Origin of the sequence: Flectobacillus roseus (assembly GCF_030056595.1) — a bacterium.
Classification (GTDB): Bacteria; Bacteroidota; Bacteroidia; order Cytophagales; family Spirosomataceae; genus Flectobacillus; species Flectobacillus roseus.
The window spans coordinates 108,307-125,136 of sequence record NZ_JASHIF010000022.1; the positions used below are offsets into that span (position 1 = coordinate 108,307).

General features: G+C 36.9%; 9 protein-coding genes. 4 read left to right on the top strand and 5 right to left on the bottom strand.

Annotated features, from left to right (window positions below; all coding sequences use genetic code 11):
• Window positions 1–52: 52 nt before the first annotated feature.
• Window positions 53–1,423, top strand: a complete 1,371-nt coding sequence (locus QM524_RS21390; RefSeq protein ID WP_283346146.1) for a sigma-54-dependent transcriptional regulator — start codon at window positions 53–55, stop codon at window positions 1,421–1,423.
• 40 nt (window positions 1,424–1,463) lie between these two features.
• Entirely contained in the window at window positions 1,464–2,741 is a 1,278-nt protein-coding gene (locus QM524_RS21395; RefSeq protein WP_283346147.1) for a sensor histidine kinase, read from the top strand.
• A gap of 146 nt (window positions 2,742–2,887) precedes the next feature.
• Here QM524_RS21395 and QM524_RS21400 read toward each other — a convergent pair whose 3' ends face one another.
• The 3 genes from QM524_RS21400 to QM524_RS21410 all read right to left on the bottom strand — a co-directional run bounded on the left by QM524_RS21400 (window position 2,888) and on the right by QM524_RS21410 (window position 7,498).
• Window positions 2,888–5,452 (bottom strand): TonB-dependent receptor, encoded by a 2,565-nt coding sequence (locus tag QM524_RS21400; protein ID WP_283346148.1) that lies wholly within the window; start codon window positions 5,450–5,452, stop codon window positions 2,888–2,890.
• A 326-nt stretch (window positions 5,453–5,778) separates the two neighbouring features.
• Window positions 5,779–6,654, bottom strand: a complete 876-nt coding sequence (locus QM524_RS21405; protein WP_283346149.1) for a sulfite exporter TauE/SafE family protein — start codon at window positions 6,652–6,654, stop codon at window positions 5,779–5,781.
• Window positions 6,655–6,907: 253 nt separating this feature from the next.
• Window positions 6,908–7,498 (bottom strand): redoxin domain-containing protein, encoded by a 591-nt coding sequence (locus tag QM524_RS21410; protein ID WP_283346150.1) that lies wholly within the window; start codon window positions 7,496–7,498, stop codon window positions 6,908–6,910.
• A 768-nt stretch (window positions 7,499–8,266) separates the two neighbouring features.
• Between QM524_RS21410 and QM524_RS21415 the strand changes: the two genes are divergently transcribed.
• Complete coding sequence (locus QM524_RS21415) at window positions 8,267–10,198, top strand: family 43 glycosylhydrolase (protein WP_283346151.1); 1,932 nt, start codon at window positions 8,267–8,269, stop codon at window positions 10,196–10,198.
• 101 nt (window positions 10,199–10,299) lie between these two features.
• Window positions 10,300–11,154 (top strand): sialate O-acetylesterase, encoded by an 855-nt coding sequence (locus tag QM524_RS21420; protein ID WP_166577629.1) that lies wholly within the window; start codon window positions 10,300–10,302, stop codon window positions 11,152–11,154.
• Window positions 11,155–11,365: 211 nt separating this feature from the next.
• Here the strand turns inward: QM524_RS21420 and QM524_RS21425 are convergent, their stop codons facing one another.
• Together QM524_RS21425 and QM524_RS21430 are read right to left on the bottom strand one after the other, a co-directional pair.
• Window positions 11,366–12,481: an endo-1,4-beta-xylanase gene (locus QM524_RS21425; protein WP_283346152.1), complete on the bottom strand. Its 1,116-nt coding sequence runs from the start codon at window positions 12,479–12,481 to the stop codon at window positions 11,366–11,368.
• Between the two features lie 152 nt (window positions 12,482–12,633).
• Complete coding sequence (locus tag QM524_RS21430) at window positions 12,634–16,722, bottom strand: hybrid sensor histidine kinase/response regulator transcription factor (protein ID WP_283346153.1); 4,089 nt, start codon at window positions 16,720–16,722, stop codon at window positions 12,634–12,636.
• Between the last annotated feature and the right edge of the window lie 108 nt (window positions 16,723–16,830).

Here is a 16,830-nt window from a genome sequence, read left to right on the forward strand (position 1 = left end):
CAACTATTTGCCTAATGCCTGACAACTTAAATACTAATTTTTTACCTTTTCAATGAACAAAATACTCATCATCGACGACGACTTTGCTGTTCAAACCTCTTTACAACTCCTTCTACAACAGGCGGGATTTCAGGTAAAAACCTGTGATTCTCCTGCTGTGGCTAGGGAGTTGATTCCTACTTTTAAACCTGTTTTAGTTATTCTTGATCTTAACTTTTCTATCGAAACTTCTGGCGAGGAAGGAATGAAGGCCTTAAAAATGCTTCGTGCCGAATTTCCTGAGGTTTTGATTATTTTGCTCACTGGCTGGGGGACAATCGATTTGGCTGTAGAGGGCATGAAATTAGGAGCAAAAGACTTCTTGACCAAACCTTGGAAAAATGACCATTTACTCCAATCTGTCAGAACGATTTGGGATTTAGAGGAAAAAACGGAAAGTATTTCTACCCGAAAAAAGTTAGACCAAAAATTTGATTTTGAACATATAGTTGGTGATGATCCCCAACTTTTATCTATACTTGAAACCATCGGAAGGGTAGCACCAACTGACGCTCCTGTACTGATAACTGGCGAAAGTGGTACAGGTAAAGAACTTATCGCTGAAGCGATTCACCAAAATAGCAAACGACGGATTCGTCCATTTGTCAAAGTAAATTTGGGAGGAATATCTGCTACTTTATTCGAAAGCGAATTATTTGGTCATGTTCGTGGCGCATTTACCGATGCCAAATCAGATAGAATTGGACGTTTTGAACTAGCTAATCGTGGTACTTTATTTTTAGATGAAATTGGAGATTTAGATTTATCAAGTCAGGTAAAATTGCTGCGGGTATTACAAGATAGAACCTTCGAACCTTTGGGAAGTAGCAAATCCAAAACCGTAGATGTGCGTGTGATTTGTGCAACCAATCGCAATTTGGAAGAAATGGTAGCTCAAGGTACTTTCAGAGAAGACTTATTTTATCGTATCAATCTTATCTCTGTTAAGCTCCCTGCTTTGCGAGAACGTCCTACTGATATTGCTTCTTTGGCTATGTATTTTGCTGATAACCTGAAAGTTATTTACGAAAGACCGCAACTTAAGATTTCATCAAAAGCCCTACAATGGTTACAAACATTGGTGTTGCCAGGGAATATTCGTCAGTTGAAAAATCTGGTTGAAAAAACGATTTTGTTAAGTCCAAATGACCAGTTGGAAATAAGCGATTTTCAGAAAAACATCACACAGGTTAACTCTGCACCCAAAAATGCGTTTCCCGAAGTAGGAACACTGACACTAGAAGAAATGGAGCTTTTGATGATACGAAAAGCGATGTCTTTCCATCAAAATAATATAAGTCGAGTAGCTCGGTCGTTGGGTATTACACGGTTTGCATTGTATCGTAGGTTAGAAAAATTTGGTATTCCTTATTCGGAAGAGTAATTTAAAAAATCTATTACAGCCTTTTCAACTTCTTTAGCTGATGCGTATTTCGTTACGAGTAAGATATTTGCTTTACTTGGGCTTTCTTCATGCCATTATCATGTTGTTAGCCTTTAAGGTTTTATCTGCCAACAAATTGTACTTTATCATTTCGGAAGTGCTTGTGTTACTTTCATTGATAATTTCTGTAGTACTTTACCAAGCTATCGACCGCCCGTTTAAACTACTTTTGATGGGAGCCGAAGCTATGCGTGACCAAGATTTTTCTATTAAACTTCGTCCAGTTGGAACAACTGAGCTTGACCAGCTGATAGAGGTTTATAATCAAATGATAGAACAGCTTCGTACCGAGCGACTACAGTTGACAGAACAGCATTTTTTCCTAGAAAAACTTATTCAAGCGTCACCAATTGCCATATTGGTGTTGGATTTTGATGGAAATTTATTGAAAATCAATCCTAAAGCTCAAGATTTATTTGGTATTTCAGAAGGTCAATTTATTCATCAATCTCTTTCGGTACTTGGTCACCCAATTGTGAATGCCTTACAAGAATTGCAAGATGGTGAATCAAAAACTGTTCAGATTAATGGCTTGTCGACGTTCAAAATTCAGCGTTCATTTTTTATGGATAAAGGATTTTCAAGACCATTTTTGATGATTGAAGAACTTACTTCAGAAATTTTGGCTACAGAAAAGAAGGCTTATGGCAAGGTAATCAGAATGATGGCACATGAGGTAAATAATTCGATAGGAGCAGTAAACTCGATTTTGAATGTGGCGCAACAAATGGTTGAGGAACCTCATTTGCTACATGCTTTAGAAGTAGCGTATGACCGCAACGAGCGACTGTGTGTGTTTATGCGAAGGTTTGCTGATGTTGTTCGTTTGCCACAGCCCCATCTCGAAAGACAATCGTTGAATGAAGTCTTAGAAAATATGGTGGAACTCTGGAGAAGTCGTGCTAGCGAAAAAGGAATAGAGTTGATTTGGAAAGCGCCAGAAAAAGAAAAATGGATGATGATTGACCGTGGGCAAATTGAGCAAGTACTGGTGAATGTATTAAAAAATGCGATTGAAGCTTGTGATACTGGAAATCAGATTATTGTGACTTTGTCAGAAAAGGGAATACGAATAAAAAATAATGGAAAACCCATTCTGCCCGAACAAGCCCATTTATTATTCACGCCATTCTTTAGTAATAAACCTGATGGACAAGGAATTGGACTCATGTTATGTCGTGAAATATTAATGAATCATCATTTTCAATTCTCCTTAAAAACCCAAGAAGACTGCTGGACGTGCTTTAGTATTGAGTGAATTAGTGAGTTGTGATTTAGTGAGTTGTGAATTGGTGAATGGTGAGTGATGATTTTTTCCTTATCAGTAGAAACGCAATACTTTGCGTCTTCATTAGTTAATAATTCAAAATTCACTAACTCACCATTCACTAACTCACTAAATACCTAGAACGAGTATCTCAATGTTACGCCATACGTGCGAGGGTCGCCAAGGATACCTGCGTATTGCCCTGCACTACCTGGTGCTGCTAGTAATTGCTCGTAATAGTCGGTGTTAGCAAGGTTTCTTCCCCAAACATAGATAGAGATACCGTTTGATGCTCTGAAACCTAAACGACCATTCAATAATGAATACCCTTCAATGTTCAAATACTGAGAAGGTGATGGACTTGAAGAGAATTTCGAACGGAAATAAACGTCAGCCGCTACGAAATAGTTACCTTTCAATCCAAAGAATACACCTTTAGTTGTAGCCTCAGCACCAAATGAACCTGTCCATTTTGAAATACCTGGAAGATCTCCTCCCGAAACATCTTTAAATGCCTGAGCACCGCCTACTTCTTCCAAAGGTACTGGAGCATTTGTGAATGATACATATTTACCATCTGTGTAAGCAATCGACCCATTGAAGGTAAAGTGTGTTAATCTCACGTTTCCTTCCACTTCAACACCTCTCACTTGAACTTTCTCCGCATTTGCCAAATAACCTCTGTTTACACCTGGTTCTGGTGTTTGTACTTGAGTTTGGTAATCCTTAATATCGTCATTAAACACAACAATGTTCAAGAATGAATTGGCTGTAGGACGTGTTTTAACACCTAATTCATAGTGAGTTACACCTTCTGGTTTTACTTTTGCTAAATCGATTAATACTTGACCATTTGCAGTTGGTAAGCCTCCGATATTGATACCTACTGGTTTGTAACTGATGGCATAAGTACCATAGGCATTTACATTTTTCGAAGCCTTATATTGCAAAGTCAACTGACCTGATACATTACTTTCACTTACCTCTGTATCAAATGCTTGGTTGGTATATACTGCATTTTTCAAGGCTAACAATGCTGCATCTGTCGTTTGCAAACCACCATAAGTTTCTCTTTTGTAGTTGGCTACTTTTTTGTCATAGTTATAACGCAAACCTGGTAATACGTGAATTTTATCGTTTACAGCCCAGTCTACTTGAGCAAATGCCGCTAAACTTGTGCTTTGGATACGGTTAGTTGTACGGATACCGAAGTTATCAAACAAACCTGGTGTTTTCCAAAGCGCACTTGTTGAGCTTTGAGCAAAACGCCATTGTGCTGAACCAGCTTCCTCAGTTTGTACAGGATCTGATTTCAAATCTTGCCACAAACCAAATACACCAATTACACCGCTCAAATTATCAGCAACTTTTCCTGAATAACGTAATTCTTGTGACCATTGGTCGTGTACTGAATTACCTGATGAAATGGTGAAAATTGGCAAACCTGTATAATCACGGTCATTCAATGGAGTCCATTTCCAAAAACGCCAAGCTGTCGTCGAAGTCAAAGTACCGTTACCAATTTTAATATCTGCATTGGCAGATACACCACCCAAACTGTTGTCTGCTTTTGAAGGCGTATCTAAATCTACTACTCTTTCAAAGGCACTCGAATAAGGTAATTTATAGTTCAAATCAGCTATAATTGCGTTGAATTGACGATAGGCTGCGCGTTTGGTTGTAACAACACCCGCTACAGGCCAGCCATAGCCGTTAGGTTTTTGAGCTGTATAGTCACCAATCAAAGTGATTTTTACTTTTTCTGAAGGCGTATATAACAACTGGCCTCTAGTACCTAAGTTGTTAATATCGTTCATGTTTTGTTGTGTCTTTGTATTGTAAAGAAGACCGTCTCTTTGTGTACCTGAAAAAGATAGTCTTGCTGCCAATTGCTTGTTGATTGGTCCAGAAATAGACCCTTTAGCTTGAATGTAGCCATAGTTACCATAGCTCAATTCAAAACTTGCACTTGGCGTAAAGCTAGCTTCACGAGTAGTAATATTGAATGCACCTGCGGTAGTGTTTTTACCAAACAAGGTTCCTTGTGGTCCACGTAAAACTTCAACACGCTCAATATCAACGAAGTCTAATGCTGTAGCTGCTGGACGTGCATAATATACCCCGTCTACATAAAAACCAACACCTGGGTCGATACCATCGTTCGTTAGACCAAATGTTGAGCCTAACCCTCTGATATTTAATGTTGTGTTACGAGCATTTGAAGCATATAACTGTACTGTTGGTACTAATTCCTTCAAACGGTTTACGTTGAATGCACCTGCATCCTCGGCCGCTGCTCCACGAATTACTGCAATAGGAATTGGAATATCTTGAACAGCCTCTTGGCGACGACGAGACGATACTACAACATCAGCCAATTGACTTACATCTTCATCTAATTTGATTTCAGCTTTATCTGCTGTAATAACTACTTCTTTTTTCAAGTAACCTACAAAGGAAATAATCACTGAAAACGGAAGTTTTTGACCCGTAATCAATGAGAAATCACCGTTCACATCGGTTGTCGAACCGTTGGTAGTTCCTTTAATTTGAACAGCTGCACCAATAAGTGGTTCATTCGTTTTTGAATCTACGATTTTACCAGATACTGTAGCATTGATAATAGGTTTGTTTTGTGCTGTGGCGATATTTGAAATGCTGACCGCCATTACGGCGATAATGACAAATAAAAGTTTTTTCATTAATTTTAATTGTTTAATTGAAAATATCTCGACAGCTCGGTTCCAAGCTCGCTGTCAAAATCTAACGATAGATATTACTTTAGTTGAACGAGACCAATGAGGTTGTTACCTCTTGGTCTTTTTTTATGCTTCAACAGAATAAATACTGTCTTTCTACTAGATTCAAATGGATTGATAGACAAGCATTTGAATGTGATAAATTTGGTTTAGAATACATAGATAATTTAGATTTTATAAGTCTATTTAGTATATGATTTTTATATACTTTTATGGTAAAATAAAAGGAGTATTCTAGTGAACTACTCCTAAGCCTACACCGAGTAAAATTAAATTAGATGAAAGCTTTTAATAATCGTTCTTAAGCTAATAATGATAACTAGCGTTCCAACCAAAATCATCATAGGTTTACGTTTTACTTTGTTGACAAAAATTGCTCCTAGTGGAGAGGCAATTGTACCACCGACAATCAAACCCAATACTACCTGCCAAGAATTTACGCCTTCAAAAAGCAAGAAAGTGATGCCACTAGCAAATGATACGGCAAACTCGGCTGCGTTTACTGAACCAATCGTATAGCGTGGGTCGCGACCTCTACCCAAGAGCGATGAAGTTACGATTGGTCCCCAACCACCACCACCAATAGAATCCATAAAGCCCCCGAAGACAGCCAACAATCCCAAACGCTTGGTACGTTGTTTAACAATATTTTTTTGAAGCGCTTTTCTAATAATAATAATCCCTAAAATAATCATGTAAATAGAAATGTAGGGTTTTATAACATTTCCATCAATAAAATCAGCAAGTAAATAAGCGCCTGTAACAGAGCCTAATACGCCAGGAATTAATAAGTTGCGAAATAACTTTTTGTTGATATTTCCAAACTTAAAATGCGATATAGCAGAAGCACCTGTTGTAAACATTTCGGCCACGTGTACGCTTGTACTACTTACGGCAGGTGGCACTCCCAAACTCAATAGAAATGAAGTAGAAGTTACGCCATATGCCATCCCTAGAGTTCCATCTACTAGTTGTGCTCCCAATCCCACAAGTACATAGAATCCGAAATCACTGTTAAAACCATCTTGAATGGCAGACCATGAAAAATGGACATTTCCACTATATATCAATACAATAAAACTACTGAATAGTAGTGCTGCTGGAGCGATATACCATATGGCGCGATTTGAAAGAATTTTTTGCACGATTGTTTTTGGGGTTAAGTGTTAGAATAATAAACTCCAAAGAATTCAATTTATATGTCGAGAGTCATTTAAACATTTATGAGCTTTAAAGAAAGAGTGAAAGCAGCGCTTTCACCCTTAGCTGCATTAGATTGATTAAATAGACTACCATTAGTTCAAACAACTAACTCCATGTCGGAGTCGATTGAAAAATCTGTTTGGTTCTGCAAAAATAATAATTAATATTAAATCTATATACTTTATAGACTAATAATTATGAAAAATTTTTAGAATTCTTGTAATTGTTCACAAAAACCTCGATTTCTTTATATGACAAGTAAGATTGTAATTCTGTATCGATAAAATGATGGATGATTAGACCGTTTGCAAGTACTAAGAAACTCGCTGGCAAAGGAAGATTTTCTGAAATTCCTGCATAGAATTGTGTACACGGCGATTGTTCTGACAACAATCCAATAGCTTTTGCAATCTCTTGATTAACATCATGATAGATAGAAAAGTTAATCTTTTCACTGCTTTTTAGTTCTTTTATTTTAGGAATACTCAAGTTGGTAATCGTAAGTATTTGAACACCTAGCTCTGATAATCGTCTAACAGATTTTTGTAATAGCCAAAGTTGTTGTTCGGCATATTCCTTCCACTCTGGCACATAATAAGTAATCAAGATTGGCTTGCCTTGAGCAATTTCTTCGAGACTAAATTGATGTTTGTCTTCAGGAAAATCAATACTCCAATCTCCATTTTCTTTGGTAAAATGGAATGATGGAAATTGCTTACCTGCTCCTAATATTTTCGATAGTAGTTTGTTGAGTTGTGTTTTTCGTGTTTTGATGAAATGAATCATGTTAATATTTAGTCTATAGTTTTAATAGACAAATATAAAAGATTTTTATTCGTAAAAACTACACAAATTTGTTTTTCATATGATTTTATATTCTAGGAATTATGCAAAATGAATTTTTGAGTATTATAGTATGATACGAATGTAGCCATTATTATTCTAAGGTTTCAGGAAGGTGAGAAGTCTAAATGAAGAGCAATAGATTGTTGGAGTTGAGTTTGTACTTTTCTAATAGCTGAGCTTAGTAGTTAATAGCTTGTGAATATTAGATATCAACTTCAGAAATAGTTTCCTTTATAGTATTACTAAGTCTTCTAGTCTTTTAAACAAACAAGTACAACTCTACTCTAATAGATGAACATTTCTAAATATTGAATATCAGTGCTGAAAAAAAATTATAATAGATAGCCAGTTGTATGTGGCTTTGATGGTAACATTACTTGCTACATTTTATCTTGTAAGTCGCATATTGTGATGCTTGCCAAACTCTGACCTTTTTGTGTCATTTGGTAGAATTGGGTTATTTTTTTATAGTGTTAAACATTAAGTACACAAAACGAGTAAAATGTGCTAATCTAATTTTTAGTCATCAACTTATTTTACAACCTCAAGCGAAGACCTTTTAACTGAAAATTACATGCCTATAACTATGAAAATAAATAGAGATGATGTCATTGAACATGCCTCCTTGTAAGGGTATAGTCAAGCTTTGTCAATTGTAAAGGATGTAGATGATGCTCGCTTGTTAAAACGTTTTTAATAAAATAACAAATGAAAAAATTAAGCTTCGTTACATTACTCATTGGATTAATTCTTGGTGGAATTACACCTACTTTTTCACAAAATGACAATTCCTTTTATCACGAAGTAAAAACCTATGTCAACCCCGTATTGCCTGGGGATCACCCCGATCCAACACTATTGAAAGTAGGGGATGACTTTTATCACTGCGGTTCAAGCTTTCATTTTACGCCGTATATGCCTATTTATCACTCTAAAGACTTGGTACATTGGCGTGTTATTAGCAGGGTGTTGCCACCACAAAAAGCATACTGGGTAACCGACCGCCCTTCGGCAGGTACTTGGCAAGGGGCTATTACTTATTTCTATGGTTCTTACTGGATTTATTTTTCAGCCAATGGACAATGGTTTAGCAAGGCAGATTCTCCCTTGGGTCCTTGGTCAGAGCCAGTTCAAGTAAAGTCAAATCCAAAAACTGGTCCATTGGGTTATGATAACTCTATTTTTGTAGACGATGATGGAAAGCCATATATGGTTATTAAGAACGGGCAAAAAACAAACCGTTTACAGGAGCTAGGAAAAGATGGACAACTAACCTCTTCTGTAATTGACCTTGATTGGGTTAATGCCAAATTGCAATATAGTTGGGCAGAAGGACCAGTAATGTGTAAGCGCAATGGCTATTACTATTATTTCCCAGCAGGAGATGTTTCGGGAGGACAATATGTACTTAGGGGGAAGTCACTAACTAGTGATTCGACGCAGTGGGAGCGCCTTGGTGAATTTTTTAAGCCTATTACTGATGAGAAAGTTGGTTTTAGAAGACCTAACCATATTGCCGCACCTGTACAACTGGCCGATGGGACTTGGTGGACTATTGGGCAAAGCTATGAAAAATATGGACAAGATGATTGGTCGGGTACAGGTCGCCAAACAGCACTTTATCCTGTTATTTGGGAAGGTGACCGTCCGTGGGGTATGGCACCAACTACCCAGCCTGTAGTTAAGCCTAATTTACCAAAATCGGGTATTGCATGGCGTAGTGTGGCTTCGGATGATTTTGAGTCAAAGGAGCTTTCTCTGAATTGGCATTTTTTGAAAAAGAAGCATGCAGATTTATACAATTTAACTGCTCGAAAAGGCTGGTTGAGACTTTCGCCTGATTCCTTGCGTACAAGTATTGTGCAAAAAGAAACAGATCATTATTACTCGGCGGTCACAAAACTCGATTTTAAATCACAAAACGAAAATGAAAAAGCAGGATTATATTTAAGCAATGGTGCACAAACTGTTGTGGTTAGATTATACAGTGGATATGAGAACGGCAAGAAGATTTTCTTTAGTTTTGAAAACAATACACAGAGTATTCCTAATACCTTTGGCGAGGTAGTTTGGCTAAAAATCGAAAGAAACCTTCATGAATTAAAGGCGTATGCCAGTGGTGATGGAAATAATTGGACAGCCGTGGGGAATGCCATTCAGGTACAGAATTTGGATAAAGTACAACCTAATTACAACTCGTGGGTTGGAACAAGTATAGGATTATTTACTGAACACCAAAGTGCTGATTTTGATTGGTTTATTTGTAAAGATGGTTTTTCAAAATTGCCTACTGTAGGGATGAGTAATTTCTATGGAGTCGAAAAAATCAACCCAAAATCTGTGACTAATACCTCTGAGAACGGTGGTTGGCTAATGATTTCAGGCGTGGATTTGGGCATCCAAAAAAAGAATGCTAAAGGAATTGAAATCCAATACAATGCAAAAACAGATGGTGTCGTAGAGCTTTGGGTAGATGATTTGAAAACTGGTAAATTAGTGGCAAAAATCCCATATTCAGCCAGTAAAAATAGTGTGCGTAAAAGCCTTAAGTCGATAGCTGGACATCATGATATTTTTGTAAAATTCCCTGTAGGTAAATCTCATGATTTGCAGATAAACTCCCTTCAGTTTTTACCTTAGCTCAGTCGATAACTTACTTATTACTAGTTCAAGACCTCGTCTTGAACTTCTTTTTTAAACAGTATTGCAACTGAAGCAATAACTAATAACAACTTATGACTATGAACAAGAAAATTGCTTTTATCTTATTATGTATGGTTTGTGTGTTGGGTAAAACTTTTGCTCAAAACCCTAATTTTCATATTTACCTCAGTTTAGGACAATCAAATATGGAAGGAAATGCCAAGTTTGAGCCACAAGATACCGTTGGAGTCAATCCAAGATTTAAGGTATTGGAAGCTTTGGATTGTCCAAATTTGAACAGAAAAATGGGACAATGGTACACCGCAGTACCACCGCTTTGTCGTTGCAATACAGGGTTGACCCCAGTTGATTATTTTGGAAGAACCATGTTAGAATACTTGCCATCATCTGTCAATGTTGGGGTAATAAATGTATCTATTGGAGGCTGTAAAATAGAACTTTTTGATAAGGATAAAACTGATTCGTACGTTGCAACTGTGGCACCTAATTGGATGAAAAATATGATTAAGGAGTATGACGGAAATCCTTACAGAAGATTGGTAGAAATGGCGAAATTGGCACAAAAAGAAGGTGTTATCAAAGGCATTTTGTTACATCAAGGGGAATCTAATACAAACGATACTACTTGGACAAAGAAAGTTAAAATTGTGTATGATAACCTTCTACAAGATTTGAATTTACCTCCTAATTCTGTTCCATTATTGGCTGGCGAAACGGTTCATGCGGAGCAAGGAGGGATTTGTGCAAGTATGAATACGATTATTGCTACGCTTCCTAAAACGATACCAACGGCTCGTATCATCTCGTCGAAAGGCTGTACAGATGCCGCAGATAATTTACATTTCGACGCAGCGGGCTATCGTGAGCTAGGTAAGAGATACGCTTTTACGATGCTCGATGTGTTGGGATATAAAGTGCCTGTGTCGAAATAATTAGGTAATAATGCAAAATAAAATTGCATTGTTACGCTCTAGGCTGTAAACCTTAGGCAAAAAGCTTTTATCATTTTACTAAAATATAAAGTGGGCAAGAGCAAATGAGTTATTCTTGAGATATTTACCTCTCATAATTAGTGCTGTACGAAAGATTATATCTGAAATAGATAGCTCTTACAACCTTTCGTACAGCACTAATTCATTATTATTACTTACTCTCTTTGAGGCTCATCAAACTTTGATAAGCTTTTTTCGGTTCTAAAGCTCTATCAAATAAGAGAGGATAATTAGTACGATTAGGAATTGGAAAACCATTGAGCCAAGAGTGGCGGTCATCTACTCCCCAAAAAGTGATGCGACTAATTTTGTCTTTATGTTTCAAGAATAACTTGAAAAGCTCAGAATAGCGATTTGCCAACGCATTTTGAACAGAATCAGGTAAAGAATCTTTGTAAGGATTCATTTTTGGATCTTCCTTAAAACGTTGATTTACATCGGCACCTCGCAAATCCCAAGGATTGGGCAGTACAGTCAAATCCAATTCGGTAAAAGCAACTTTTAATCCCATTTGTGAAAACTCTAGAATTGAATCTTCGATATCTTTGAGGTTATTTGAATTGATACTCCAATGCCCTTGAATACCTACACCGTTTATTTTCACTCCATTTTCTTGCAATTTTTTAATCAATGCAATTGCTCCTTTTCGTTTGGCTGGCTGTTCGATGTTATAATCATTGTAGTATAACTCGGCTTTGGGGTCAACTTGAGCGGCCAATTCAAAAGCTTCTTTGATATAGGAATCTCCTAGTTTATTAAAGAAAATAGATTTGCGATAGGTGCCATCCTCGTTGAGTGCTTCGTTCACCACATCCCAGCTATTAATCTTGCCTGCGTAGCGTCCCATTACGGTTTTGATGTGCTCTTTCATAAATATACGTAGCGAATCTGCACTACTTATTTTATGAACAAAACTTGGTAATTGTGAGTGCCATACCAAAGTGTGTCCAACGATATACATTTGGTTTTTGAGTCCATAATCTACAAACTTATCCGACAGACTAAAGTTGTATCTATCGACTTCTGGGTGAATCAACTGAGACTTCATGATATTTTCTGGAGTAATAGCATTAAACTCCTTCTTTATCAATTGATTAGCCTTTTCGTTTCTTTCCAAAATGTGCTCTGTCCCAAGGGCTGTTCCTATGAGGAAATCTTCTTGATAAGCTGATTTTAGAGAGTTACCCTGTGTTTGTGCTTGCACGCTTTGTAGACAGGCTACAGTAGCCCCAAGCGTTAAAAGTGTTTTGATTTTTGTGTTCATCATACGCGTTTGTTGTGTACTACAAGTACATTTTTGTAAGGGATAGGTAAAAGGGGAGACCTAGCAAAGAATTATTCTTTGCCACATCTTTTGACAGAATTTTGTTTATGAATACACTAATTAGCACCTTACATGAGTGCTAATTAGCGTGGAATTTAAACGGCTGTTTTTCGTGTTTGAGTAATATATTCAGTTGGTGAAACATTGTATTTTGCCTTGAATGCTCGTGCAAAATAATTAGGATTAGAAAATCCAACAGCATAGGCGATTTGCGAAATTTTCATGTCATTCTTTTGTAAAAGTGCAATTGATTTTTTCAATTTCACCGAGCGAACATATTCTACTGGGGTTTCACCCGTCAGACTCAGTACGCGATTATAAAGCGTACCACGACTTACAAACATTACTTTACTGAGTTCTTCTACTGTCAAATCAGGATCTTCGATATTTTCTTCCACATATTTGGATAGTTTTAACAAGAACTTCTCATCCTCCGATTCTATCTCTATCTCAGGGGTTTCGAGCTGAATATGTTTACTGTAAGTGCTTTTTAATAAGCTATTTAAGCTAAGCAAATTTTCAATTTTGATACTAAGTAAATGAAAACTAAAAGGCTTACTCAAATAATCACTAGCACCAGATTCTAAGCCTTTGAGTTGGTCTACTTCTTCGGATAATACCGTGAGCATAATCACAGGAATATGTTTGGTGCGGGTATCATTTTTAATTTTCCGAACCATCTCGACTCCGTCAACCACAGGCATATTGACATCACTCACAATCAGTTGCGGATGATATGATAAAGCTTTTTGCCAACCTTGTCGACCGTCAGAAGCTTCGATAACTTTGTATTTTGATTTTAAGCTTTCTACCAAATAAGCTCTCAAATCGTCGTCGTCGTCCACAATCAAAATAATAGGAAGTTCGATTTTGGGAGGTTCTGATTTAGCAAAGTCTGTTATCGGTGTCACTTCAGGCTCTAAGTCTATTGGAGGCGACTGGACTGCCTCAAGGCTATACAAAGGCAATGAAATGATAAAGGCACTTCCAACGCCTTCTTCGCTTTCCACTTTGATGGTTCCACCATGAAGTTTGACAAATTCTTGCGCAATAGACAAGCCAATTCCGCTACCTTGATTAAGAATATCGACGTTATTGTTGATCTGATAAAACCTTTCAAAAATTTTATCGGTACTATCTTTCGACAAACCAATGCCTGTATCTCGCACTATCAATCGAATACCTGATGTGCCCTCTTGAGCTATTTGAAAGCTGACATTACCGCCTTCGTTGGTAAATTTTATCGCATTTGAGAGTAAATTGATGAGAATCCTCTCCATTTTATCTTTGTCAAAAGACGTATGATAATGGCTATAAACACTTACAAAGTGCAAATGGATACTTTTGCGAACAGCGATATACTTGAACGAATCCACGATTTCCTGACAAAAAGATACCAAATCGCCTTCGGTGGCATTCAGATTTAATTCGTTGGCTTCAATTTTTCTCAGGTCTAATAATTGATTAACGAGATTAAGTAATCGTTTGGCATTCCGACTGATTAGGTTAAGCATTTCCAGCTTTTCGGTACTTTTTTCTTGAAACATCAAATTCTCAATTGGGTTGAGTACCAGCGTGAGAGGCGTTTTTAGTTCATGACTCAAATTGGTCAAAAACTTAACTTTGACTTTTTCGAGTTCGGTTTTTTGCTCTGCATCGTGGCGTTCTTTTTCAATCAAATGCTTCATTTCAAGGCGCTCTTGCTCAAGCACAAATTCACGTTTGAGTTTTTGAATTGAACTTCTACGAATACCCCAAACAATGAGCGCAATAACGATGGCATAAAACAAATAGGCGTAAAAAGTCATCCAAAAAGGTGGTTCAACGGTAAGTTCAATCACTTTTTCGGGGGTTTCCCATGAGCCATCTTCACTGTATGCTTTTAGGTGAAAAGTATAACTGCCAGGGTCGAGATTGGTATAAACAGCCGTGGTAGAAGTTCCTACTTGATTCCATTCTTTATCAAATCCTTCGAGTTTGTAAGCATACCTACTTTCGTGAGGTACGGTATAATTGAGCGCCATAAAATCGAGCGAAAAGTTCTGCTTATAACTCAAAACTATTTCTTTAGCGATTGATATGTGCTCTTGTATTTCTGAGTTTTCTATTGGATTTACTTGTTTGTTGTTGATTTTCAGACTAGTAATAACCAAGGGAGGAATATTTTTTTTCTGTAAAATTTCGGCAGGATTGAAATAGTTGAAACCATCCAAGCCACCAAAAAATAACTGTCCATCGGCAGTTTTTAATCCCGAACCTATGTTGAAAGTGCTTTGTAGTACGCCATTGTAATAGCTAAAGTTTCTAAACACTTTTTTCTCAGGGTCAAACGAACTGATACCTTTGTTGGTACTAACCCAAATTTTACCTTTTGAATCTTCTAGTATTTTATAAATCACATCATTTGACAAAGAGAAAGATTCGTCAAATATTTCAAATGTCTGAGATTGAGGTTTATACAGGCAAAGACCCCCACCTTGTGCACCTACCCAAATTCGCCCTGCGTGGTCACAATAAATACTCTGAACTTTATCGATTGGGAGTTTGCTGTTGGCATGATTTAACACGGTAAATCTCTTTTGTTGCTGGTTGAAAATAGCAATACCTGTACCGTTTGAAGCAAACCAGATATTTCCATTTCTATCTTCTTCAATAGCAGTAATGAATCCATTTAAAGGGATTTTTTGAGAAGATTTTAGTCCAAAAATTTTCTCTGTGGTAACGATAGATTGCAGTATTGGGTCAAATAAATAGACCCCACTACCATTGGTTCCGAGCCAGACTTTTCCCTGACTATCCGTTTTGATACAGTTGACGGGTAAATCTCTGGTATCTGTTGGGCTATAAGGCAATAAATAGTATTTTGAATTGCCTGTGGTCATATCAACACTATAAAAACCTCGTTGGTACGTGCCTACCAAAAGTGTTTTTCCTGAAACTCCTAAAGCAATAATGGAAGCTGTATTAGCTTTTCCTTCTTTGAGTTTATATGGATGAATCTGTCCTGTTTTTCTATTCCAGATATTGAGTCCTGTGCCTTCTGTCCCAATAAAAATATCTCCCGTTGGACTTTCTGCAAAAGCCATCACAGAGCTACCTGTTAGACCATTTGGATCAAATATATTATAATGTTTATGATTAAAGAATGTTAAATTTGAGTCATATTTATTGACGCCACCTTGATGGATAGCTACCCAATAAATTCCTGCATCATCAATGTAAATGTCTCTTACCGAGCGACCTCCATTGTTAATAAAAGAGCTATTTGGTTCAACTGGTGAACTTTTTACTCTAATGACTTTGCCTGTTTTTTGTTCTAGGATATTTAATCCCCCTTCCATGCCAACCCACAATTGTCCATTTTTATCAAAAACCAATTTATGGATACTGTTATTGATAAGCGTTGAGTTGTCGTTGGGATTCGAAACATAGTGTCTAAATGTATGTCGTTTTTTGTCTAAAACATTAATGCCTCCTTGGTCAGTCCCAATCCAAAGTTCTCCTTGCTTGCTTTCGGTAATACAGCTAATATTATTTCTACTTAAACTTTCAGGATTATTATTTTCATGTAAAAAGCGTCTAAACACACGAGAGTTACTGTCATATAGATGTAATCCGTTTGCAGTGCCAATCCAGATATGATGTTGGTGGTCCTCATAAATGCAATTGATGACGTTTGCATTTAGCTTAGTGTAATCGTTTGGGTTGGATTTGAACGAGACAGTCTGTTGAGTATTCGGGTCAAAAAGAAATAAGCCAGAGTAAGTTCCCACCCAGATTTTACCTGTATGGTCAGCATACAAACAAGTAATCCAACCATAATTGGTAAAATCATAATTAATAAATGAGTCAAGATTTAGATTATAAACAGATAAGGTAATATTTGTGGCAAGCCAGAGATTGCCCGTTTTATCTTTGATAATATCTATCACTGGTCCTCTACCAATGCTTGTACTATCGGTTTCTTTGTGGCGATATACTTTAAAATTTTGGCCATCAAACTTGTTAAGTCCATCCTCTGTGCCAAACCACATAAAGCCATTATTATCTTTGACTATAGCATTAATCGAATTGGAGGAAAGTCCATTTTTACTACTAAAATTGATAAACTTATATTCCTTCTGTTGCGAAAAGCAACAGAAATGTGTTAGAAGTAAGAATAAAAAAATAATGCTTTTCCTCATAGTAATCATAAAATTTCATCACAGGATTTTGTACTAAATTCACCACTGGGACTACCAATAGTTATTTCTGAAAGTAAAAATACCAATATTATACCTTGAATAAGTACT

What these genes read in the sequence shown, in the direction of transcription:
- QM524_RS21390 (WP_283346146.1), top strand. Translation starts at nt 53, where the DNA reads ATGAACAAAATACTCATCATCGACGACGACTTTGCTGTTCAAACCTCT.
- QM524_RS21410 (WP_283346150.1), bottom strand. Translation starts at nt 7,498, where the DNA reads ATGATTCATTTCATCAAAACACGAAAAACACAACTCAACAAACTACTA.
- QM524_RS21425 (WP_283346152.1), bottom strand. Translation starts at nt 12,481, where the DNA reads ATGATGAACACAAAAATCAAAACACTTTTAACGCTTGGGGCTACTGTA.
- QM524_RS21430 (WP_283346153.1), bottom strand. Translation starts at nt 16,722, where the DNA reads ATGAGGAAAAGCATTATTTTTTTATTCTTACTTCTAACACATTTCTGT.
- QM524_RS21415 (WP_283346151.1), top strand. Translation starts at nt 8,267, where the DNA reads ATGAAAAAATTAAGCTTCGTTACATTACTCATTGGATTAATTCTTGGT.
- QM524_RS21400 (WP_283346148.1), bottom strand. Translation starts at nt 5,452, where the DNA reads ATGAAAAAACTTTTATTTGTCATTATCGCCGTAATGGCGGTCAGCATT.
- QM524_RS21395 (WP_283346147.1), top strand. Translation starts at nt 1,464, where the DNA reads ATGCGTATTTCGTTACGAGTAAGATATTTGCTTTACTTGGGCTTTCTT.
- QM524_RS21420 (WP_166577629.1), top strand. Translation starts at nt 10,300, where the DNA reads ATGAACAAGAAAATTGCTTTTATCTTATTATGTATGGTTTGTGTGTTG.